This window comes from Actinomycetospora sp. 2LY8.5, assembly GCF_057180585.1.
This window is the reverse complement of sequence record NZ_JBXUHE010000002.1, coordinates 400,841-422,485: the sequence shown is the minus strand read 5'-3', so window position 1 is coordinate 422,485 and position 21,645 is coordinate 400,841. Positions and strand designations below refer to the sequence as shown.

Genomic DNA, 21,645 nt, shown 5'->3' with positions numbered 1-21,645 from the left:
GGACGTCGTCACATTTGTCCGCTTCACGGCGTTCAACCGATCGACAACCGCGCCCTACGCTCTAACATAGGTAAGCCTCACCTTACTTAGTTGAGAGCGAAACTTCCGGTTCGTCCGGGTGCGAGGAGCCAGGAACGGTGGACGTAGCGACGAGCAGGACGGCCGGTTCGGACGGCGAGAGGGATCCCGGTACCACGCAGGGCGCGCGCGTGGTCCAGGTCGTGGCCGCGGCGGGTGACGCGCGGCGCCGAACCGTGCGGGAGCACGTGGTGGCGGCGGCGAGGGGCGGGACCATGGTCGTCGGCGGCCACGCCCGGCCCACCCCCGGCGACGCCGCCCCCTTCAGCGGTCTCGGGCGGCTGTACCGGCTCGGGGCCGACGGGCGTCCCGCGCCCGAGGCCGCGCAGCCGTTCCCCGACACGATCGCCGCGCTGGCCCGGGCCGGTGGCCCCCCGCGCCGCGGGCTGTCGCGGTACGGGCGCCCGCACGTCGCGGTGCTCGCGCTGCTGCGGCGGGCGGCGCTGTCCGGTCCGCTGCTCGTGGCCGTCGACGACGTCCACGTGCTCGACGCGGCGAGCGTGGAGCTGCTGCGGAACCTCGTCGCCGACGACCCGGTGCCCGGGCTGCGCCTGGTGCTCAGCCACCCGCCCGACCAGGTACCGCCGGCGCTCGGGCGCGCGCTCGCGGCCGGTCGGGCCGCCGTGCTGCGCCACGACGCCGACCCGATCCCCGCGCTCCTGCCGGAGACGTCGCCGGCCGGACCCGCCGACGCCCACCTCGTCCGGATCGTGCAGGAGGGACACCGGCCCGACCGGGCCCCGCGTCCTGCTCGGCCGTCCGGCCCCGAGATCGCCGACCTGGTGACGCTTGCACGGTCCACCCTCGCCATCGCCCCGACCGTGTCGGCCCACTGGTTGCGGGTCGCTCTCGACCTGCTGGACGACGAGGCCGCGCCGGACGTCCGTGAGGAGCTGGCGGTGCTGCGCGGGCGGGCGCTGACCCTGACTGGCGACCTCCGCGGCGCCCAGCAGGCCCTCGATCTGGCCCTGGCCACGTCCGACGGGTCCGAGTCGGCGGCGGCCCGCTGGGCCGAGCGATGTCGTCTCCTCCAGGACCCCGAGGCCGACATCGGAGCCGTGCCGGACACGGCGGCGCGCCATCTGGTCCGCGGCGACGAGGACGCCGTGGCCCGCGAACTGTTCGCCGCGGTGGCGACCGTCGACGTCGAGACCGCCCGCGCCCTCGGCGAGCGGCTCGCCCGCACGGTGGAGGAACCGGTCGTGGACGTGGACGCCTTCTCGCTCGACGCGCGGCTCGACAGCCTGGTGTTGCTCGCGTGGAGCGAGATGCGGCTCGACCAGCACCACCGCGCGATCCGTCACTTCGAGCGCGCGCTCGCCCTCAGCGAGCACCTCGGCTGGCGATTCCTCGATCCGGTCGTGCTCGCGGGCCTGGCCATCGGTCACGCGCGGACGGGTTCTGTCGCCGAGGCGGTGGGCTGTGCCGAGTCCGCTCGCGAGTGCGCCCGCCGCACCGACCTGCCGCTGCCCACGCACGTCTCCGGGCTGAGCCGGGCCGTGGTCGGCCTGCTCGTCGACGACCCGGCGCTGGCGACCCTGGCCGTGGAGGACCTCCGCCGCACGGCCACCCCGGGGGGCACGGTGTCCGCCCGGCTGGAGTTCCTGGGTCTCGCCGCGCGGGTCGCCGCGCGGGCGCGGTGCCCGGCGCGCGACGTCGACGAGGTCGTCGCCCTGGCCGGTGGGCCGGACCTGCCCCGCATCGACGCCATCGACCGCCCCGACGCCCGCGACGTGCTGGTCCGCGCCGAGCTGGCCGCGGGCCGAGCGGAGCGCGCGGCGGGCTGGTTGTCCGACCCGCCCTGCCCGGCGCTGACCGCGCACCGTGCGGTGCACGCCCTCTCGTCGGCACGGCTCGAACCCGACGACGCCCGCCGCGCCGAGCGCGCCCGCGACGCGGCCGCGGACTACCTCGCCGCCGGGCGTCCGCTCGACGCCGCCCGCGCCTTCGCGGTGGCCGGCGACGTGAGCCGTGCCGCCGGCCTACGGGTCGGTTGCGGCCTGCCCGCGGTTCCGACGGGCACCCCGAACACCCCGCACACCCTGCACACCCCGCACACCCCGCACACCCCGCACACCCCGGACGTGAAGACCGACGGCGCCACGGTGCTCCACCTCCCCGCGGCCGCGGAGATCAGCGCGGCCGGCCTGCTCAGCGAGCGCGAGCGAGCCGTCGCCGAGCTGGTCGGGCAAGGGCTCACCAACCGGCAGATCGCCCGCCGGCTGGCCCTGAGCCCACGAACCGTCGAGACCTACCTGGCGCGGGTGTTCGGCAAGCTCGGCGCCACCAACCGCGCGCAGGTCGCGGGCATCGTCGCCGGCGCCGACCCACGCGGGTAGCTGCCCCGTGCCACCGAACAGGAGGACACCGTGCTCGAGGGATGCCGGGCCTGGCCCGAGGAGGCCGCGGCGGCGTACCGCGCGGCCGGGTACTGGCGGGGCGAGACGCTCGGCGAGGTGCTGCGCCGGCGGGCCGCGACGACACCCTCCGCGCCGGCCGTGGTCGACGACCACGGCCGGCGTCTGACCTACCGTGAGCTCGACGAGGCCGCCGACCGGCTCGGCGTCCGGCTCGAAGCGCTCGGGGTGCGCGACCGCGACCGCGTCGTCGTCGGCCTGTCCAACGTCGTCGCGTTCCCGGTCGTGCTGTACGCCTGCCTGCGCATCGGCGCCATCCCGGTGCTCGCGCTGCCCGCGCACCGCGAGTTCGAGATCGGGCACCTCGTCGAGTTCGCCGATCCGGTGGCGTTGGTCGTGCCGGGCCGCCTGCGCGGCTACGACCACCGCGAGCTGGCCCGCGCGGTGGTGGCGCGGTCCCCCTCGATCCGCGTGCTCGTCGACGGCGAGCCCGGGGAGTTCACCGATCTCCGGCCCTTGATCTCCGCGCCGCTCGCCGCCGGGGAGCGGGAGCGACCGCAGACCGCGCCCGATCCCGCCGACGTGGCCGTCTTCCTGCTCTCGGGGGGCACCACGGGGCGACCGAAGCTCATCCCGCGCACCCACGACGACTACGCCTACAACGCCCGGGCGAGCGCCGAGCTCTGTGGCGTCGACGCCACGACCCGCTATCTCGCGGCACTGCCCGTGGCGCACAACTTCCCGCTCGCCTGCCCCGGTCTGCTCGGCGTGCTGCAGGCCGGCGGCACCGTCGTGCTCACCGACGAGGTCGACGCCCTCAGCGTCGCCGCATCCGTGGAGCGCGAGCGCATCACGATGACCGCGGCGATGCCCGCGCTGGCGCTGAGCTGGATCGACGGCGTCGAGGCGGGGATCGCCACCGGCGACCTCGCGAGCCTGGGCCTCCTGCAGGTCGGCGGGGCCCGGCTCGCCCCGGAGGTCGCGCACCGCGTCCGCCCCGTGCTCGGCTGCGCGCTCCAGCAGGTGTTCGGCATGGCCGAGGGGCTGCTCAACTTCACGCGTCTCGACGATCCCGACCACGTCGTCGTGCACACCCAGGGACGTCCGCTGTGCCCGGACGACGAGGTGCTGGTCGTCGACCCGGCCGGCCGGCCGGTCGAGCCCGGTCACCGGGGCGAGCTGCTCACCCGCGGGCCCTACACGCTGCGCGCCTACTACCACCAGGAGCGCCTCGCGGTGGACTCGTTCACCCCCGACGGCTGGTACCGCAGCGGCGACCTCGTGCGGGCCGACGCGCAGGGGAACTTCGCCGTCGAGGGCCGCGACAAGGAACTGATCAACCGGGCCGGCGAGAAGATCTCCGCCGAGGAGATCGAGGAGATCCTGATCGGCCACCCGGGGGTCCGCTCCGTGGCTGTCGTGGCGACCCCCAGCGCGCGGCTCGGGGAACGCCCGTGTGCGGCGGTCGTCCCGGCCGAGCCCGACGACCCCCCGACGTGCCGGGCGCTGCGGACGTTCCTGGAGGAGGCCGGCGTCGCCGCCTACAAGTGGCCGGAGCGCGTGGAGATCGTGGCGACCCTGCCGCTCACGCCGGTCGGCAAGATCGACCGGCGGGCCCTGGCCGAGCGGATCGTCGCCGAGCTCCCCGCATCGGCCGTCCGGTGAACCGCAACCGTGCGTGTCCGGTGATCTACGGACTGTCCGGGTCCGGCCGCGGTGTCTTGGATGGCTGACGGATCGGTATCGGCACTGGTACCGGCCCGTTATCAGGACCGGCATCGGGACCGGCATCGGGACCGCAGAGGGGAGCGCGGGTGAACCGTCGTGAGCACGCGGTGATCCTCGGCGCCGGGGTCGCGGGGTTGCTGGCCGCCCGCGTCCTGGCCGAGGCCTACGAGCGCGTCACGGTGATCGACCGCGACGAGCTGCCCGATGCTCCGGAGAGCCGACGCGGCGTGGCGCAGGGCCGACACGTGCACGTCCTGCTCGCGAGCGGTGGCGAGGCGATCGACCGGCTCTTCCCGGGTACCACCGACGAGCTGGTGGCCGCGGGCGCGCCCACCGGCGACATGCTGGCCGACACCCGCTGGTACCTCGGTGGCCACCGCCTGCGGCCGGTGCCGACGGGCCTGCCCGCCACGTGCGCGAGCCGACCGCTGGTCGAGGACACGGTGCGGCGACGGGTCCGCGCGCTGCCCGGGGTCACGACGGTGACCGGGCGGGTGGCCAAGGGCCTGCTCACCGACGCGTCGCGGACGCGGGTCACCGGCGTGGTCACCACCGCCCGCGACGGCGCGTGGCCCGACTCGGTCGAAGGCGACCTCGTCGTCGATGCCACCGGCCGCGGCTCGCGGGCCCCGGCGTGGCTCGAGGAGATCGACCACCCGGTTCCCGACCTGGAGCGGGTCGAGGTGGACCTGCACTACGTGACCCAGCGCTACCGGATGGGGCCGGAGGTCCTCGACGGCGACCTCGCCGTCGTGCACGGCGGTACCGTGACCCACCCCAACGCCGGGACGCTGCAGCGCGTCGAGAACGGGACCGCGCTGCTCAGCCTCGCCGGGGTCTACGGGCGGCGCCCGCCGGAGGACCCGGTGGAGTTCGTCGAGTACGCCGCCGGGCTGCAGTACCCCGACGTCCACGACGCGATCCGCGCCGCCGAACCGATCGGCGACCCGACGCCGTTCGGCTACCGCGCGAACGCCCGGCGGCGCTACGAGCGGCTGGGGCGCTTCCCCGAGGGCCTCCTCGTCGTCGGTGACGCGGTGAGCAGCCTCAACCCGCTCTACGGCCAGGGAATGAGCGTCGCCGCCCTCGAGGCGCTCGCGCTGCGCCGGGAGCTCGAGACCGACGGCGCCCCCCGGGCCGACCGCTTCTTCCGTGCGATCGCCGACGCGCTCGAGCCCGCCTGGCAGATCGGGCTCGCCGGCGCCCCCGTCCTCGGCGACGGGTGGCGGCAGGCCCCGATGCGCCTCGTGGGGCAGCTGCTGCCGCGCTTCCAGGCGGCCGCCGTGCACGACCCGACGGTCGCGGCGGCATTCATCCGCATGATCGCGCTGGTCGACCGGCCGGAGTGGTTGCTGCGCCCGGACCTCGTCGCCCGCGCCTGGTGGGGCTCCCGGACGCGCCGCGCCGAGAGCGACGACCGGGTCGCCGCGTGAGGGGCCCCCGCGTCCTGGTCCTGCTGGCCCAGCTCAACGCCGCGATGTCGGCGAGCCTGTACTTCTCGGTGCTGCCGGCGCTGTCCCGTGAACTCGCGATCAGCGAGCTCGTCACCGGCGTGCTCGTCACCGCGGGCGCCGTGATGCTGGCCCTCGCCGCGCCGTTCTGGGGTGGGCGGACCGAGCGGTGGGGCCGCCGCCGGGTGCTCGCCGCCGGCCTCGTCGGCTACGCGGTGACGACGGCCGCGTTCGCCGGCTTCTCGGCCGCCGGCCTCGCGTCCGGGCTCAGCGGCGCGGCCCTGGTCGGGGCGCTGCTGCTGTGCCGGGTCGTCGGCGGGGCCACCGCGGCCGCCGTACCGCCCGCCGCGCAGGCCTGGGTCGCCGACACCACCAGCCGCGAGGAGCGCACCGCGGGCATGGCGATGCTGGGCGCGGCCATGGGCATCGGCAACGTCGTCGGTCCCGCGCTCGGGGCGGCGCTCGGGTTCATCGGGCTGCTCGTGCCGCTGTGGACCGCCGCCGGGATCGCGCTGCTGATCGCGGTGCTGATCCTGGTGCTGCTGCCGGAGTCGGCTGGGTCCCCGGCCGAACCGGGCCCTGCCGAACACGCCGGGACGCCGGTGCGGACCGGCTTCGGCGACCCGCGCCCACGCGGCCCCCTCCTGTGCCTGTTCGTGCTCTTCACCGCCATGGGGATGCTCGCCACGACGATGGGCTTCCTGCTCCAGGACCGTCTCGGGCTCGATCCCGAGGCCACGACGACCTGGGCAGGAGTGTTCCTGGTCGTGCTGGGCGTCGGCATGGTGCTGGCGCAGGTGGTGATCGTCGCTCGGTTCACCCCGGCCGCGTCCACCGCGCTGCGCGTCGGGCTCCCCCTGTTCGTCGCGGCCAGCATCATCTGTCTGCTGGCCGGCTCGTCGTGGATCTTCCTCATCGGCGCCCTGCTGTTCGGGATGGGCGCGGGCACCGCCGCGGCCGGCGGGACGGCCGCGGCCAGCCTCACCGTCGGCCCCGACGAGCAGGGCCCCGTGGCCGGTCTGGTGACCACCGCTCAAGGCTCCGGCTTCGCCGTCGGACCGCTGGTCGGCGGCGCGCTCTACGGCGTGGGCACCGCCCTGCCGCTGCTCGCCAGTGTGGTGCTGCTCGTCCCCGCGGCGGTGTGGGCGTGGCTGCGCCGCACCGAGCGGGCCTCGTCCACGACCTCCGAGGGAGCGGTGCGATGACACCGAGGACCATGTCCGGTAAGCGACTGCCCCTGGTGGCCTCGCTGGCCGCCGTGCTGGGCCTGGTGCTGGCCGCCTGCGGTGGCGGGGGTGACGCCGGCGGGGGTCCGACCCGCACGGTCAGCCACGTCCTGGGGACCTCCGAGGTCCCCGTCACGCCGCAGCGGATCGTCGTGCTCGACGAGTACGCCGCCCTGAGCATGCTCTCGGTCGGCGTCCGGCCCCAGGAGGTGCTCGGCTCCTACATGACCACCGTCGGCGCCGAGGTACTGCGCAGCGACGGCATCCCGGTGACGCCGGAGCCGGAGTTCCAGGGCGCGCCGGACCTCGAGCGGGTCGCAGCGGCGCAGCCCGACCTGATCGTCCTGAGCTCCTCGGGCGCGCTCGACGCCGCGTACCCGGGGCTGACCGAGATCGCGCCGACGATCGTCCTGCCGGTCCCGTACACGACGCCGTGGCGCGACCTGGCCCGCGCCGTCGGCACGACCTTCGACCGTCAGCAGCAGACCGAGACGGCCATCGCGCGGATCGAGGCACGGATCGCGGAGACGCGCGGGCTCGTCGCCGCTCGGCCCCAGAGCCTGTCGGTCCTCGGGTCCTACTCGGGCCAGCTCGTCGCGCCCGCCACGGCGACGCCGCTGGCCCAGGTGATCCGCGAGTCCGGGTACAGCCGCCCGGCGATGCAGGACGAGGCGGCGACCGCGCAGAACACCCCGTCGGCGATCTTCCTGAGCTCCGAGGTGCTGGGTCAGCAGGACGCCGACGTCGTCGCCGCGCTCGGTGGCACGCCCTACTCGGTGGATCAACTGAACGCCCTGCCGACCTACCGTGACCTCCCGGCCGTGCGCGACGGGAGGACGGTGACGGCCGACGGCGAGATGTGGTTCGGGACCTACCTGTTCGCGATCAACTGGCTGGCCGACGACCTGCACGCGATCGCGAGCGGACGTCGCGACCTCTCGACGGCCGCGCAGGCACCCGCCCGGTGGCGCGAATTCGTGGCCGGATGAGCGCGGTCGCGCATCCCGCGGGCGCCCCGACCGAGGCTCCGACCGGCGGCACGGCCCGCGCGGCGATCCGCGCCGTCACCGCCGCGCGCCGGTCGCGGATGGTCACGGCCGGGGTCACCGTGCGGGAAGTCCTCGACCTCACCCCGTCGTTCTGCCGCATCGTCGTCGCCGGCGACGGGCTGCGCGACTACCTCGACCCGGCGCCCGCCGACGCGTTCCGGCTGGCTCTGCCCGGGCCGGGCGCACCGCAGGACCGCCCGTCGCGGCCCTTCACGGTCGTCGCGGCCGACCGCGGGCAGGGCCTGCTGACGTTCGACGTCGTGCGGCATCCCGGCGGGCTCGTGGGACCGTGGCTGGAGCGGGTGCGCCCCGGCGACGGCGCACACGTCATGGGGATGCGCTGCGACTTCGCGTTGAGCGCCCGTGCACGGCGGCACCTGCTCGTCGCCGACGCCGCGGGAGTGCCCGCCGCGGCCGGGGTGCTCGCCGCGCTGCCGTCCGACCAGCCGGCCACCCTGGTGATCGCGGTCCCCGAGGTCGCCGACCGCGTGCGCCTGGCGCCTCGTCCGGGCGACACCGTGCACTGGGTGACGCCCCGCGAGCTGGCGACGGTGACCCTCGCCGTCGCGCTGACCGGCCCCGACCTGCAGATCTGGATGGGTGCCGAGCGGGAGCAGGTGCGCGAGGTCCGGCGGGCCGTCGCCGGCGGAGCGGCCGAACTGCACGCCGCCGCGTACTGGTGGCGGGGTCTCGACGCGGGCCAGGTCGACGGGCGCCTGCTCCGGGCCTACACCGGACTGCTCGCGGAGGGCGGCGACCCGGACGATCCGGAGCTCCTGGAAGCGGCGGTCGTCGACGGGACGGACTGAGCACGTCGCGGACCCGTCTCGGACCTGTCCCTCATTCGGCGGCCGCGGCCTCCCGCACCTCTCTGACGAACACCGCGGTCCGCGCGGCCTCGACCTCGAAGCCCAGCTCCCGCCAGAGGTCGAGCGCCCCCCGGAGGTACTCCAGCGCGCGGACGTGGTCTCCCCCGACCCGGTGGGCCTCACCGAGCCCGCGCAGCGCGTTCGCCTCGCCGAAGCGGTCGCGGTGGGCCCGCCGCAGGCGCAGCGCACGGTCCAGTTCCGCCCGTGCCTCCACGACGCGGCCCTCCACGGTGTGCACGGCCCCGAGCCGTTCCGCGATCGCGGCCTCGTCGACCGAGCTGCGGTTCCCGCCCAAGGTCTCGAGGGCCTCCCCGAAGAATCTCACCGCCTCGTCGTTGCGCCGCCGCCGGCGAGCGAGGTTCCCGAGCCGCAGGCACGTCCACGCCTCCCCTCGCCGATCACCGACCTCGTGCAGGGTGGCTCGCGCGCGCCCGAGATGGCCGCCGGCGTCGTCGAGCGCACCGGCCTCCGTCGCCACGGCGCCGAGGCCCGAGGACGCGAGCGCTTCGCCATGGCGGTCGCCGACCTGCCGGAACCCGTCACGGGCCTGCTCGAACCACGCGCGAGCCGGCTCCAGGCGGTGGCGCAGGAGGGCGAGCTCCCCCAGCGCCCGCTGGGCGGAGGCCTCACCGCGCCGGTCACCGGCCTCGCGGGAGGCCGCCCCGGTCAGCTCGGCGATGCACCCCCAGTCGTCGTACCGGCCACGGACGACGAAGTACGGAGCGAGTCGTCCGCCCAGCCCCACGACGAGATCGTGGCACCCCAGGTCCCGGGCCTGGTGGAGCGCGGCGACGAGGGCCGCCCACTCGTCCTCGAACCAGCCGACGGGGTCGTCGTCGAGCCCCGCGATCGCGCCCGGCTCCGCGCGCCATCCCACCGCGGGCTCGAGGACGACCCCGAACGAGGCGCTCGGGGTCTGGGCGCCCGCGTCCTCGGCCGCGTGGACCCATCCCTCGAGGGCGCGACGCAGGGCGGCCCGCCGGGACGCAGCCGCCTCGTGCCCGTCGACGAGCTCGCGCGCGTACACCCGGACGAGGTCGTGGAAGCGGTAGCGAGCGCCGCGGCCGTCACGGCCGGGCACCACCTCGAGGAGCCGCGCCTCGACGAGGGTGTCGAGGAGCTCGTCGGCGCGGTGCTGGGTGACGTCGAGCAGCGCCGCCAGGACCCAGCCCGCGAAGTCCGGGGCGTCGAGCAGGCCGAGCAGCCGGAACGCCCGCAGCTCAGCGGGATCCAGCCCCGTGCAGCTCAGTGCGAGGCCCGCGCGCACCTCGAGATCCCCGGCCTGGAGCACGTCGAGACGGAACCGCTCGTCGCCGAGGCTCTCGGCGAGACGCGCGAGGGACCAGTGCGGGCGCGCGGCGAGTTTCGCGCCGGCGATGCGGACGGCCAGCGGGAGGTAGCCGCACAGTCGCGTGATCTCCGCGGCGGCGGACGGCTCGGCCGCGACGCGGTCCGACCCGAGCACCCGGCCGAGCAGCTCGTGCGCCATCTCCGGCTCGGGAACGTCGAGGTCGAGGCGGTGGGCGCCCTCGAGCCCGACCAACCGACGTCGGCTGGTGACGACCACCGCGCAGCTCGACGCACCGGGCAGCAGGGGGCGCACCTGCGCCTCGTCGGCGGCGTCGTCCAGGACGACCAGGACACGTCGGCCGGCGACGCGGCTCCGGTAGAGCGCCCGTCGCTCCTCGAGGCCGTCCGGGACGAGGGCGGGCACGACCCCCAGCGCCCGCAGGAACAGTCCGAGCACGTCCACGGCGAGGGCCGGGCGCGTGCCCGCACCGTGCAGGTTCACGTGCAGCCGACCGTCCGGGAAGTCCCCCGCCGCGAGGTGGGCCACGCGCACCGCCAGCGTCGACTTCCCCACCCCGCCGGGCCCGGCGACCGCGACGACGGGCACCGCGGTCGGGGACGACGGACCCGGGCGCAGGACGCCGAGCAGGTCGTCGACCTCGCCGGTCCGTCCCGTGAAGTCGCCGATGTCGGGCGGGAGCTGGACAGGACGTGGCTCCTCGCCCGCCGTGGGCTCCGGGACCGACGGCACGTCCAGCTCCGGGTCCGCGTTCAGGATCGCCTGCTCGAGTCGCCGCAGCTCGGCCCCGGGGTCGATGCCGAGCTCGTCGACGAGGAGCTCGCGGCCCTCGCGGTACACGGCCAGGGCATCGGCGGATCGTCCGGCGCGGTAGAGCGCGAGCATGAGCCGGGCGCGCGGGACCTCGCGCAGGGGATCCTCGGCGACCAGGTCGCGCAGCTCGGGGATCAGCTCGTGATGCCGGCCGATCCGCAGCTCCGCGTCGATGCGACCGTCCTGCGCCGCGCGCCGACGTTCCTCCAGGTGGTCGCGGGCCGGCGCCAGCGTCTCGCTCGCGCCGCCGAGAGCCGGTCCCCTCCAGAGGGCCAACGCGTCCTTGTACCCGGCCGCCGCCTCCCCCGGTCGGCCCTCGGCCGCCGTCCGGGCCGCCTCGTCCGCGCGGGCTTCGAACGCCGCGACGTCGATCTCGTCGGGCCGGCTGAGCAGCCGGTAGCCCGTCGGTTCGGTGACGATGACGGACCGGGTGGCGTCGACGTCCGCGAAACACTTGCGCAGCGCCGAGACGTACCCCTGGAGCTGCGTGCGCGCGCTCGCCGGCGGGTCGTTCCCCCACAGCGCGTCGACCAGCCGCTCGGTGCTGACGACCTGGTCGGCCGACAGGAGCAGGGTCGCGAGCAGGGTGCGTGGCTTCGGCCCCCCGAGGCCGAGCGTCCGGCCGGACGCGCGCACCTCGATCGGCCCGAGCAGCCGGAACTCCCAGCGTTCACCCTGACCCGGACAAAGCACCACGGCCGAGGAAAGTTACTCCGTCCGACTGACGGCCGCTACGCCGTTCCGGGTGGTCGTGCTCCGGATCGCACTCCGTCCGATCCCCCCGTCCCCGCCCGGGCGAGGAACTCGAGCATTCGCGGCACGGTGTCCCGCGCGACGTCGCGCCCCATGAACACGTCCTGGTGGCCGTAGCCGTCGAACACGGCCAGCTCGTGCTGCCGTGCCCCGAGCTCGCGGAGTCGCCGGTGGCACTCGACGTTCGAGTCGCTGAACACGCGGTTCTCGGCGCCCGTGGTGAACAGGATCGGCGTCTCGATCCCGGCGGCACCGCGCAGGTAGTCGGCCGGCAGGCGACCCGACGTCACGTCGTCCGGGTCGAAGGGCACCGCGACGCCGGCGCGGACCATGCGGTGCAGGTGGCGATAGTAGTGCACCGTGGTCGCTCCGAAGAGGTCCGCGGCGCGTCGGTGGGTGCGCTCGTCGAGGTTGCCGTGCTGCCAGAGCGCCGGCCACCCGGTCCCCCACATCAGGCTCAGCACGTGGCAGGCCGGGACGTCGCACTCGCGGTGGACCAGGTCGATGACGCGGGCGACGGATCGGGTGAGCAACGGACCCCGGTCCTGGGTCCAGCGTGGATCCAGCAGGTTGAGCCCGAGGAGCTCGCACAGATCCGGACCGACGGCGAGCTTGATCTCGGACCACCACGGCACGCGGGGGGTGAGGGCCAGACTGTTCGCGACCACGCTCGCGATGCCGCCGATGTGCCCCGCCGCCAGGCTCATCAGGAACGTCATCGCCCCCACGCAGTGCGTGACGGCGTGCAGCCGACGCCCCGCCATGTGCTCCCGCACCAGGTCCACCGCGGGAGGGAAGTCGTACCGGGCACAGTCGTCGAGGGTGTACCGGTGCGGCGTCCGGTTGTAGGGGTGCCGCTCGCTCATCCGGTAGTCCAGGCACCACACGTCGTAGCCCGCGTCGAGCAGGCACGTGACCAGGTTGCGGTGCTCGGGCATCACGAACATGTCCGTGGAGGTGGTCAGCCCGTGGACGACGAGCACGGCGTCACCGTCGTCCCTGCCGCGCCGGAAGCGCAGCAGCGAGAGCTCCAGGCCGTCGCCGGTGGTGAAGCGGTGGCTGCTCACCGCGGCGTCGACGACGCCCTCGAGGGTGTGGTGCGGGATGGTCATGGGCGCCGAGCCTCCCACCGGGCCCGGACGGACACGTCGTCGAGGAGGCCCACCAGCTCGACCTGGCTCGTCACCTCCCAGACGCGGGCGGTGCGCGCGAGGTAGTCCGGCAGGGTGATCCGCCCCTGCGCGTAGGCCGCGCTCAGCGCGTCGGCCACCGCGGCCCGCTCGTCGGGCGCGGGCCGTCCGTCACCGTCCCGCGGCTCCGTGCTCGACGAACCCATGCCGGCACCGTCCCCAGGGCTGCTAGGGATCCGCTACCACCGTCCTACCAACGCGGTAGTGAAACCCTGGGCGACCGGTAGCACCGTCATGAATGCTCCGATCGGACGAATCGGCCCGAGACCTAGGAGGTCAACCCGTGACCGACGAGCACGTCGACGCGCTGGTGGTCGGGTCGGGCTTCGGCGGTGCGGTGAGCGCCTTCCGGCTCGCCGAGGCCGGACGCTCGGTCGTCGTCCTGGAACGCGGTCGCGCGCACCCCCCGGGGTCCTTCCCGCGGTCGCCCGCGCAGATGGGCCGCGCCTTCTGGGAGCCGTCGGCCGGGATGCACGGACTGTTCGACGTCTGGAGCTTCGACGGCTTCGAGTCACTCGTCTCGAGTGGGCTCGGCGGCGGCTCGCTGATCTACGCCAACGTCCTGCTGCGCAAGGACGAGAAGTGGTTCGTGCACGAGGAGCCGCTGCCCGGCGGCGGGTACGAGTCGTGGCCGGTGACCCGCGCCGATCTCGACCCGCACTACGACGCGGTCGAGCGGATGCTCGTCCCCGTCCCCTATCCACACAACGGAACGCCCAAGACCGAGGCCATGCGCCGGGCCGCGACGCGTCTCGGCCTCGCATGGTCCCGACCGCCGCTCGCGGTCACGTTCGCCTCCGGCGCCGGCGGTGACCCCGAGATCGGCGCCCCGATCGCCCCTCCGGAGTACGGCAACCTCCACGGCGTGCCCCGACGGACCTGCGACCTGGGTGGGGCCTGCGACATCGGCTGCAACACCGGCGCCAAGAACAGCCTCGACCACACCTACCTCTCGGCGGCCGCCCACCACGGCGCCGACATCCGCACCCTCGCCGAGGTGCGCGGACTCGCGCCGCGCGACGGCGGCGGGTACCGGATCACCTACCTCCGTCGCGACCCCGACGACCCGGACGCCGTGCCTCGTGAGCGGACCGTGACGGCCGATCGCGTCGTCCTCGGGGCCGGGACGTACGGCACCACGCTCCTGCTGCTGCGCAACCGCGCGGCCCTGCCCGGACTGGGCGACGCCCTGGGCACGCGCTACTGCGGCAACGGCGATCTCCTCACCTTCCTCCTGCCCGGTGACCGGGAGCAGGTGTTCGAGGCCAGCCACGGGCCGGTGATCACCAGCACGATCCGGGTGGGCGACGCGCACGACGGCGAAGGTGACGGGCGCGGCTTCTACCTCCAGGACGGTGGCTACCCCGGGTTCGTCGACTGGATGGTCGAGCCCCTCCAGGCCGGCCAGGTGCGCCGTGCCGCGGGGTTCGTGCTGGACTGGATCACGCGGCGCCTCGGAACCGGTGAGGACGCCGGATTCGGCGACGAGGTGTCGCGGCTCATCGGCGACGGTGTCCTCTCGGCGGGCACGCTGCCGCTGCTCGGGATGGGCCGCGACGTCCCCGACGGCGTCATGCGACTGCGGGACGGCCGCCTCGACGTGCAATGGACGACCGCGTCCAGCGCCGACTACTTCGCGCGGGTGCGCGCGACCATGGCGGCGGTCTCGGACACCCTCGGCACGACCTTCCGGGACAACCCGCTGTGGTTCTTCCGACGGGTCGTGACGGTGCACCCGCTCGGCGGCGCTCCGATGGCGCGGCATCCCGACGCCGGTGTCTGCGACCACCGCGGGGAGGTCTTCGGGCACCCCGGGCTGTACGTGGCCGACGGTGCCGCCATGCCCGGTCCGGTGGGGCCCAACCCCTCGCTGACCATCGCCGCGCACGCCGACCGGCTGGCGTCGCGGATCCTCGAGGAACCGCTCCGGCGTCCCGCGGCGCGCCCCCGCTCCGGCCTGTCGTTCACCGAGGAGATGCACGGTCGCCTCCGGGCCGGGGAGCGGGATCCGGCCCGTGGCGGGAGGACCGGACACGACATCGCGTTCCGTCTCACGATCACCATCGACGACGTCGAACGGTTCGTCGCGAGCCGGGAGCACCTCGCGCGTGCCGCGGGATGGGTGGAGGCCGACGCGCTCGGTGGTCGCGTCGAGGTCCGGCGCGGGTGGTTCAACCTGTTCGTCGCCGGCGAGACCTCGCGCTCCCGCCGGATGATCTACCGGCTGTGGCTCGTCGACGCCGAGGGTCGCGCCCGCACCCTGGTCGGGCGCAAGGAGATCCACGACGGCCCGGGAGTGGACCTGTGGACGGACACCACCACGCTGTACGCGCGGCTCCTGGACGGCCACGCCGAGGCGGACGCCGCGGCGGAGGCGGCGATCGTGGGCGCGGGTGTGCTCCGCCTGGACGAAGCCGATCTCGCACGCCAGCTCGCCACCTTCCGGACCTCCGGCCCCGGCGGGGCGCAGACCCTCCGGCGGTTCGGGTGCTTCTTCCTCGGCGAGCTCTGGGACGTGTACGGGGGCGCCTCCGTCGACACCTCCGTCGACACCTCCGTCGACGGCGCGGCGCCCGGAGTAGCGGACTCGTAGTGGATCGTTACCGGAGCCGCCCAGCCTCGGTGTCGTCGAAGCCGACGACACCGAGGAACGCCCACGATGTATCCCCCGTCCCCCACCCCGGACCCCGTCGGCGCGACGACGCCGAGCGGCCACCTCGACGCCGTCGCGCTGGCCGGTCTCGCGCCGGACGACGCGTCCACGGCGGCCGTCGACGTGACCGGCGTCGAGGAGATCAGCCGTGACGGGCTCGAGCTGCTGGCGGTCCTGCAGGAGCGCGGATCCGTCGACGTCAGGGGCGTCCGGTGGCGCCAGGTGGTGGCCGCGCTGCTCGAGGCGCCGCTCGGCGAGGTCGGTCGGCTCGGCGCACTCGCCCGCCGCCTGATCGAGGCGCGGGACACGAGCCGGGTGCGGGCGCCGCGATGACCCGGGTGGCGGTGGTGGGCGCCGGCGTCGGGGGTCTGGCGCTCGCCGCGTTGCTGGCGCGCCGGCCCCGCATCGAGGTCTCCGTGTACGAGCAGGCCCGCCTGCTCTTCGGGGGCGGCGCGGGCGTGGTGATGACCCCGAACGCCCGACGGGTGCTGGACGCGCTCGGGCTCGACGGAGCGCTCCTCGAATCCGCCGTCGAGCTGGAGGAGGGGTTCGAGCGGCGACGCTGGGCGGACGGTCGAGTCCTCTCGGTCGAGCGCTTCTCCGACGAGGCCCGCCGTCGCCACGGCATGGGGACGGCGACCGTGCACCGGGCCGACCTGTTGGATCTGCTGCGTGCGGCGGTGCCCTACGGCGTCCTGCGCACCGAGCAACGATGCATCGACGTGGAGCCCGGAGACGTGGACACCGCGGCACGACTGACCCTCGTCGACGGCTCGACGATCGAGGCCGACGTGGTGGTCGGGGCCGACGGGAAGCACTCGGTGGTGCGCGACAGCGTGATCCCGCCGACGCCGGCCCGGTTCACCTCCCTGAGTGCGTTCCGGGCGCTGGTGCCCGCCGACCGGGCGCCGGAGGTCGCGCGCCGGCCGGTGCAGACGGTCTGGCTCGGGCCCGGACGCCAGGTCGTCCACTACCCCGTCCGGTCCGGTGAGCTGATCAACATCGTGGCCGTCGCCCCCACCGAGCGCTGGCGGGACGAGTCGTGGGCCGCGGCCGGCAGCCCCGCCGACCTGAGAGTCGAGTACGTCGGCTGGGACCCCCGCCTCCGGGAACTCCTCGAGGGGGTCGAGACCACCGCGCGCTGGGCGCTGTTCGACCGCATGCCCCTGCCACGCTGGAGCCGCGGTCGGACGACGCTCCTCGGCGACGCGGCCCACCCGATGGTCCCGTTCCTCGCCCAGGGGGCGGCCCAGGCTCTCGAGGACGCCGCGGTTCTCTCCCGGTGCCTGCTCGAGGACCCGGACCGCGATCCGCTGGGCGCGCTCGCACGCTACGAACGCAGCCGGCGTCCCCGTACCGACGCCGTCGCGCAGGCCAGCCGGGATCGGATCGAGGTCGACCACCTGCCCGACGGGGCGGAGCAGAGGGCGCGCGACGCGGCGTACGCCGACCAGGACGTCCTCTCCGCCCCGAGCTGGATCCACGGACACGACGCGAGCCACGCCGAGCGCGACGCCGCCCTCTGACCCCACCCCACACGCGCGACGCCCTTCTACCTGGGCCGGGGCCCGGGCGAGGTGGTCGTGCCGTTCGAGGTCTCAGGACGAGGCATCCGCTGAACTCCGGGCGAGCTGCGCCCGTCGTCGGCGGCGGCGCGAGAACCTGGCCTTCGGGTCGGATCCGGCGCGGGGAGCAGTGCGGCGGTGAGGTCGTGATGGATGCTCAGTTCGGCCTCGAGCCCGAGCGCACGCAGCGCACGCCGCGGGACTCCGTCGGGATGGAGCACCAACCGCAGGCGATGATCGCTGCGTGCCGTCTCGGTGAGCAGTCCGTTGCACACGCTCGCGCTGATGAACGAGACGCCGCGCAGGTCGACCACGACGATCCCGGCGGTGTGCGGGCTCTCGCCTCGAGGCCGCTGCCGGGAATCGTCGATGGCTCGACCCGCGTCCCGGAGACGGGCGAGCAGCTGATCCTGGTTGGCGAGGTCGAGCTCACCGACCGCGCGGACCAGGACGACCTGCGGCGATGAGGTGCGGAGCACCCGGAGGTCGACCACCGCCGCGTCGGCGCCGGTGGGGCAGGGGGCGGAGGTGGCGCTCGACCCGGTCGGGACCCGCGGACTCCGGATGCGGGGCGAGGCCAGCGTCCACAGCCGGTGGTGCTGCGGCGACGCGGCCGGGAACTCGATCACGTCGCCGTCGTCCCGCATCGCCGCGAGTGCCGCCTCGATGTGCTCGCCGGTCACGGTCAAGCGCCCGTGGCGCGCGGAGCACAGCGCCAGCGCGCCGGTGAGGACGTCGACGAGCGCTTCGGTGGACCGGGGCGCGCCGGCCAGCACGAGCGCCACGGCGACGGCCTCTCGGACGCGCCTCGGGTCCGGCGGCGGCTCCGGGCGGAGCGGGCTGCTCACGGGGTCCAGGGATCAGCGGGGTCCTGGCCGGTGGAGGGGCCCGGTTCCAGAGCCCCTCGCGACGAGGCCGGTGCGTGGGCGGGGTTGCGGTCGGGGGCGAGAACCGGGTCGTGAGCCGGGTCGTCGCTCGGGTTGTGGACCGGACAACCGGGCTCGATCAGCGCCGGTTCGCCGCCCCCGCCCGCGCGGAAGGCGGCGTTGGCCAGGACCGAGCACAGACAGCCCCGGGCCAGGGCGGCGCGTCCCCCGGGCGCGTTCTCGCAGTCCTCGAGCGGGTGGCTGGTCAAGCGGTGACTCCTTCCGGGTCGGGCAGGGGATGAGCCTCGACGTGCTCGCTCACCGAGCGCCGGATTTCGCCGGCGTTCTCACGTGACCTCGTCGCACTGAGCCAGGAGAAGATCGAGACTCGGAGCGTCGCCAGGGCCCGAGGCAGTCGAGCCGACATCGAAGGCCCCTCCGCTCCGACGGCGGGCCTCGCCCCCGGACCAGCGGCCTCCGGCCCCGACGACGTCTCCCGGTGAGTTAGACACCGCGGACATCGACGGCTCACACGAGGAATCGAGTGTGGTGAATCACCTTCGGAGTGACGTTCGCGAAGGCAAGATGCCGAGTCCGGTGGGGAACCGCGGAGCACGCAGAGGAGCGTGACCAGCGCCCGCCGGCCGCTGCGTCCGAGGTCAGTGCCTCACTGCAGGGGTTCGTCGGTGCGCCGAAGGGTGCGGTGGGAGGCGTGGGGGGTGGCCATGGCACGAACCGGCGACTCCTGGCCCGACCTCGGCACCGCGGGCCGGTCGGGCCTGGACCCCGAGTCCGACGCGTGGCTGGTCGAGAGGGCCCGGCGCGGCAACCTCGACGCGGGCGAGGTCCTCATCCGCCGCCACCGCGACCGGATCTTCCGGATTGCGGTGCGCATGCTCGGCGACCTGGACGACGCCGAGGACGTCACCCAGGACGTGGCCATCCAGGTCTGGACCGCGCTGAGCGGACTGACCGGCACCTCGAGCTTCACCACCTGGCTGTACCGGGTCGTGATCAATCGGTGCCTCAACCATCGACGGCGGCGTCGTCCACCGACCCGGGTACTGCGCGAGACCGACCACCCTCCCGTCCCCGGACCCGAGGACACCGTCCTCGCGCGCCAGCAGGTCGACGCGACCAGCCGCGCGCTCGCGCGGCTGCCCGCGGATCTGCGCTCGGCGTTGGTGCTCCACGAGATGGAGGGGCTCTCCTACGACGAGGTCGCCGCCGTCCTGAAACTGTCGGAGCCGACCGTGCGCGGCAGAATATTCCGTGCCCGTCGCCACCTGCTCGACGATCTGCGGGAGTGGTCATGACCGACGCTCCTGAACCTGTCGAGCGACTCGCCTGTGGGGCCCGCGTCGACCTGATCTTCGATCAGGTCTCCGCCGGACGGGCCGCCGTCCCGACCGATCACCAGGCCGACTGTCCGCACTGTCGAGCCGCGCTCGCCGAGTACGACCGGCTGTGGCGCCCGGTCCGCGAGATGGCCGCGGCCGATCTGCGCGCTCCGAAGTCGCTGCTGGACACCGCATTCGCGCGCCTGCGCGCGGCGACCGCCGACCCCGGCTACGCCACGCTGTCCGGGCCCCGAGGCGTCACCCGGATCGCCGCCCGGGTCGTCGTGGTCACCGCTCGCGAGGCTGCCCAGGACATCGCCGGGGTCCGTGTCGCGCTCTCCACCCTGGCGCCTCCTCCTGACGACCAGGACCAGGCCGAGGGGGCCGTGGTGCGCGTCGAGCAATCCGGCGCCGACGCTGCGCAGGTGGTCGCCGGGGTCGCCGGCCGCAGCACCGCCATCGAGATCACCCTGGCCGCGGACTACGGCGTCGACCTCATCGCCCTGAGCGCGACGATCCGCGCCGAGGTCACCCGCCGCGTTCGCCAGATCACCGGTCTCGACCCCGTCGACGTCTCGGTACACATCGACGACGTCTTCACCTGATTCGCACCGCGCCGCGCCGGTATCATGGCAGCCATGTGTCCAGGCCCGTGGTCGCAGAAGGTGCGCACCGCCCGCTGACGGCGGCGCCCCTTCTCCCCGGATCCGCGCCCGCCGTCCCGGTGTCCTTCCCGGGCGGCGCGTTCCGTGCTGCCCGGCTCGATCCCGAGCTGCGGAGCCCCCTGTGCCTTCCCCCGAGACCCTGTCCTGCCCTGCCGGCGTCGACGACGGCGGCGCCCACATCCGCGCCGACCGGGTCGGCGTCACCCGCGGCGCCCGTCGCGTGCTGAACGACGTCACGGTCACCGTGTCGCATCGCTCGCGGCTGGCGATCGTCGGCGAGAACGGCCGCGGCAAGACCACGTTGCTGCACGTCCTCGCGGGCGTCCTCGCGCCCGACGAGGGGCGCGTGACCCGCGCCGGCACGACCGGCCTGGCCCGCCAGGAGCTCCCGGCCGCGCCGGGCGACACGGTCGGCACCCTGACCACGGAGGCCCTGCGCGCCTCGGTCGCCGCCCTGGCGGCACTCGACGACGCGACCGCGGAGCTCGTCGCGGGCGTCGAGGGCGGAGACGACCGGTACGCGGCGGCGCTCGACGCCGCGACCCGGCTCGACGCGTGGGACGCCGAGCGCCGCGTCGGCGTCGCGCTCGAGGCCCTGGGCGCCTGCACCGACCGGGAGCGCGCGCTGGACACGCTGTCGGTCGGCCAGCGCTACCGCGTGCGGCTGGCCTGCCTGCTCGGCACGCACCACGACCTGCTGCTGCTCGACGAACCGACCAACCACCTCGACGCCGACGGCCTCGCGTTCCTCACCCGGCGGCTGCGGGAGCACGCCGGCGGGCTCGCGGTGGTCAGCCACGACCGGGCCCTGCTCGGCGACGTGGCCGACCGGTACTTCGACCTCGACCCCAGCCGCGACGGGCACGCCACGCTGTACGCCGGCGGATACGCGGCGTGGCAGGAGGCCCGGCGCCGCGACCGCGAGCGCTGGGCACAGGAGCACGCCGAGCAGCAGGAGGAACGGCGCCGGCTCACCGACACGGTCGCGCAGGCCCGCGATCGCCTCTCCACCGGCTGGCGTCCGGACAAGGGCCACGGCAAGCACGAGCGCCAGTCCCGCGCGCCCGGCGTGGTCCGGGCGCTGCACCGCCAGCAGGCCGTGCTCGCGGCGCACGAGGTCACCGTCCCGCCCCCGCCGCTGGCCCTGCGCTGGCCCGAGCTGGGCGCCCGGCGCGGCACCGGCGTGCTGCGGGCCGACGACGTCACCGTCGCCGGGCGTCTCACCGAGCCGGTGTCCCTGGTGCTCGACGCCGGCGACCGCCTGGTGGTCACGGGCGAGAACGGGACGGGGAAGTCGACGCTGCTCGCGGTGCTCGCCGGGCGGCCGGCGCCGACCACCGGCCAGGTGACCCGCGGACCGCGGCTCGCGCTGCTGACCCAGGAGGGGCCGGCGTGGGGGCACCCCGACCGCACCCCGCAGGACCTCGCCGAGCGGGCGGGCATCGGGGCCTTCGGACTGCTCGACCGCGAGGCGATGCGCACACCGGTCGGCCGGATGTCCGAGGGCCAGCGGCGGCGACTGCACCTCGCGCTCGTGCTGACGACGACGCCCGATCTCGTCCTGCTCGACGAACCGACCAACCACCTGTCGGCCACCCTGGTCGACGAGCTCACCGCGGCGCTGCGCGACACCGGCGCCGCCGTCGTCGTGGCGACCCACGATCGTCAGATGCTGCGCGACCTCGCCGACTGGCCCGCCGTCATCTGACCGGCCCACCTGAGTGACGTCCCCG

General features: G+C 75.0%; 17 protein-coding genes. 12 read left to right on the top strand and 5 right to left on the bottom strand.

Translation table 11 applies throughout. The features are described 5' to 3' along the window. Positions 1-137 precede the first annotated feature (137 nt). The 6 genes from AC2A1K_RS04340 to AC2A1K_RS04315 all read left to right on the top strand — a co-directional run bounded on the left by AC2A1K_RS04340 (position 138) and on the right by AC2A1K_RS04315 (position 8,698). Complete coding sequence (locus AC2A1K_RS04340) at positions 138-2,417, top strand: helix-turn-helix transcriptional regulator (RefSeq protein ID WP_483895078.1); 2,280 nt, start codon at positions 138-140, stop codon at positions 2,415-2,417. Between the two features lie 30 nt (positions 2,418-2,447). Continuing rightward, positions 2,448-4,100: a (2,3-dihydroxybenzoyl)adenylate synthase gene (locus tag AC2A1K_RS04335; RefSeq protein ID WP_483895077.1), complete on the top strand. Its 1,653-nt coding sequence runs from the start codon at positions 2,448-2,450 to the stop codon at positions 4,098-4,100. Positions 4,101-4,249: 149 nt separating this feature from the next. Continuing rightward, complete coding sequence (locus AC2A1K_RS04330; protein ID WP_483895076.1) at positions 4,250-5,596, top strand: FAD-dependent oxidoreductase; 1,347 nt, start codon at positions 4,250-4,252, stop codon at positions 5,594-5,596. Continuing rightward, positions 5,593-6,819, top strand: a complete 1,227-nt coding sequence (locus AC2A1K_RS04325) for an MFS transporter (protein ID WP_483895075.1) — start codon at positions 5,593-5,595, stop codon at positions 6,817-6,819. Before AC2A1K_RS04330 ends, AC2A1K_RS04325 begins: the two co-directional genes overlap by 4 nt. Beyond that, the gene (locus tag AC2A1K_RS04320; RefSeq protein WP_483895074.1) at positions 6,816-7,829 is read left to right on the top strand and encodes an ABC transporter substrate-binding protein; all 1,014 of its coding nucleotides are present in this window, start codon (positions 6,816-6,818) and stop codon (positions 7,827-7,829) included. Before AC2A1K_RS04325 ends, AC2A1K_RS04320 begins: the two co-directional genes overlap by 4 nt. After that, positions 7,826-8,698: a siderophore-interacting protein gene (locus AC2A1K_RS04315; protein WP_483895073.1), complete on the top strand. Its 873-nt coding sequence runs from the start codon at positions 7,826-7,828 to the stop codon at positions 8,696-8,698. Before AC2A1K_RS04320 ends, AC2A1K_RS04315 begins: the two co-directional genes overlap by 4 nt. A 31-nt stretch (positions 8,699-8,729) precedes the next feature. Here the strand turns inward: AC2A1K_RS04315 and AC2A1K_RS04310 are convergent, their stop codons facing one another. From AC2A1K_RS04310 to AC2A1K_RS04300, 3 genes are read right to left on the bottom strand one after another with little or no spacing between them, the layout of a single operon-like run. Further along, the gene (locus AC2A1K_RS04310; RefSeq protein WP_483895072.1) at positions 8,730-11,576 is read right to left on the bottom strand and encodes an AfsR/SARP family transcriptional regulator; all 2,847 of its coding nucleotides are present in this window, start codon (positions 11,574-11,576) and stop codon (positions 8,730-8,732) included. 35 nt (positions 11,577-11,611) lie between these two features. Then, positions 11,612-12,745 carry an alpha/beta hydrolase gene (locus tag AC2A1K_RS04305; protein WP_483895071.1) on the bottom strand — a complete coding sequence of 378 codons (1,134 nt, stop codon included), beginning with the start codon at positions 12,743-12,745 and terminating at the stop codon, positions 11,612-11,614. Further along, on the bottom strand, positions 12,742-12,969 hold the full coding sequence (locus AC2A1K_RS04300; protein WP_483895070.1) for a DUF1707 domain-containing protein: 228 nt from the start codon (positions 12,967-12,969) through the stop codon (positions 12,742-12,744). Before AC2A1K_RS04300 ends, AC2A1K_RS04305 begins: the two co-directional genes overlap by 4 nt. A 137-nt stretch (positions 12,970-13,106) precedes the next feature. Here AC2A1K_RS04300 and AC2A1K_RS04295 point away from each other — a divergent pair, with 137 nt between their 5' ends. The 3 genes from AC2A1K_RS04295 to AC2A1K_RS04285 all read left to right on the top strand — a co-directional run bounded on the left by AC2A1K_RS04295 (position 13,107) and on the right by AC2A1K_RS04285 (position 17,002). Further along, positions 13,107-15,416 carry a GMC oxidoreductase gene (locus AC2A1K_RS04295; protein WP_483895069.1) on the top strand — a complete coding sequence of 770 codons (2,310 nt, stop codon included), beginning with the start codon at positions 13,107-13,109 and terminating at the stop codon, positions 15,414-15,416. A 66-nt stretch (positions 15,417-15,482) separates the two neighbouring features. Next, positions 15,483-15,809 (top strand): hypothetical protein, encoded by a 327-nt coding sequence (locus AC2A1K_RS04290; RefSeq protein ID WP_483895068.1) that lies wholly within the window; start codon positions 15,483-15,485, stop codon positions 15,807-15,809. After that, positions 15,806-17,002 carry an FAD-dependent monooxygenase gene (locus AC2A1K_RS04285; protein WP_483895067.1) on the top strand — a complete coding sequence of 399 codons (1,197 nt, stop codon included), beginning with the start codon at positions 15,806-15,808 and terminating at the stop codon, positions 17,000-17,002. Before AC2A1K_RS04290 ends, AC2A1K_RS04285 begins: the two co-directional genes overlap by 4 nt. 26 nt (positions 17,003-17,028) lie before the next feature. Here AC2A1K_RS04285 and AC2A1K_RS04280 read toward each other — a convergent pair whose 3' ends face one another. Both AC2A1K_RS04280 and AC2A1K_RS04275 read right to left on the bottom strand, forming a co-directional pair. Continuing rightward, the gene (locus AC2A1K_RS04280; protein ID WP_483895066.1) at positions 17,029-17,889 is read right to left on the bottom strand and encodes an STAS domain-containing protein; all 861 of its coding nucleotides are present in this window, start codon (positions 17,887-17,889) and stop codon (positions 17,029-17,031) included. Continuing rightward, positions 17,886-18,176 carry a hypothetical protein gene (locus AC2A1K_RS04275; protein WP_483895065.1) on the bottom strand — a complete coding sequence of 97 codons (291 nt, stop codon included), beginning with the start codon at positions 18,174-18,176 and terminating at the stop codon, positions 17,886-17,888. Before AC2A1K_RS04275 ends, AC2A1K_RS04280 begins: the two co-directional genes overlap by 4 nt. A gap of 456 nt (positions 18,177-18,632) precedes the next feature. On the opposite strand from AC2A1K_RS04275, the gene AC2A1K_RS04270 reads away from it, so the two are divergent. From AC2A1K_RS04270 to AC2A1K_RS04260, 3 genes are all read left to right on the top strand, one after another. Continuing rightward, the gene (locus tag AC2A1K_RS04270) at positions 18,633-19,223 is read left to right on the top strand and encodes an RNA polymerase sigma factor (RefSeq protein ID WP_483895064.1); all 591 of its coding nucleotides are present in this window, start codon (positions 18,633-18,635) and stop codon (positions 19,221-19,223) included. Continuing rightward, positions 19,220-19,852, top strand: coding sequence for an Asp23/Gls24 family envelope stress response protein (locus AC2A1K_RS04265; protein WP_483895063.1), 633 nt, complete (start codon positions 19,220-19,222; stop codon positions 19,850-19,852). The genes AC2A1K_RS04270 and AC2A1K_RS04265 overlap by 4 nt, the downstream gene beginning before the upstream one ends. Before the next feature lie 181 nt (positions 19,853-20,033). Further along, complete coding sequence (locus tag AC2A1K_RS04260; protein ID WP_483895062.1) at positions 20,034-21,620, top strand: ABC-F family ATP-binding cassette domain-containing protein; 1,587 nt, start codon at positions 20,034-20,036, stop codon at positions 21,618-21,620. Positions 21,621-21,645 lie beyond the last annotated feature (25 nt).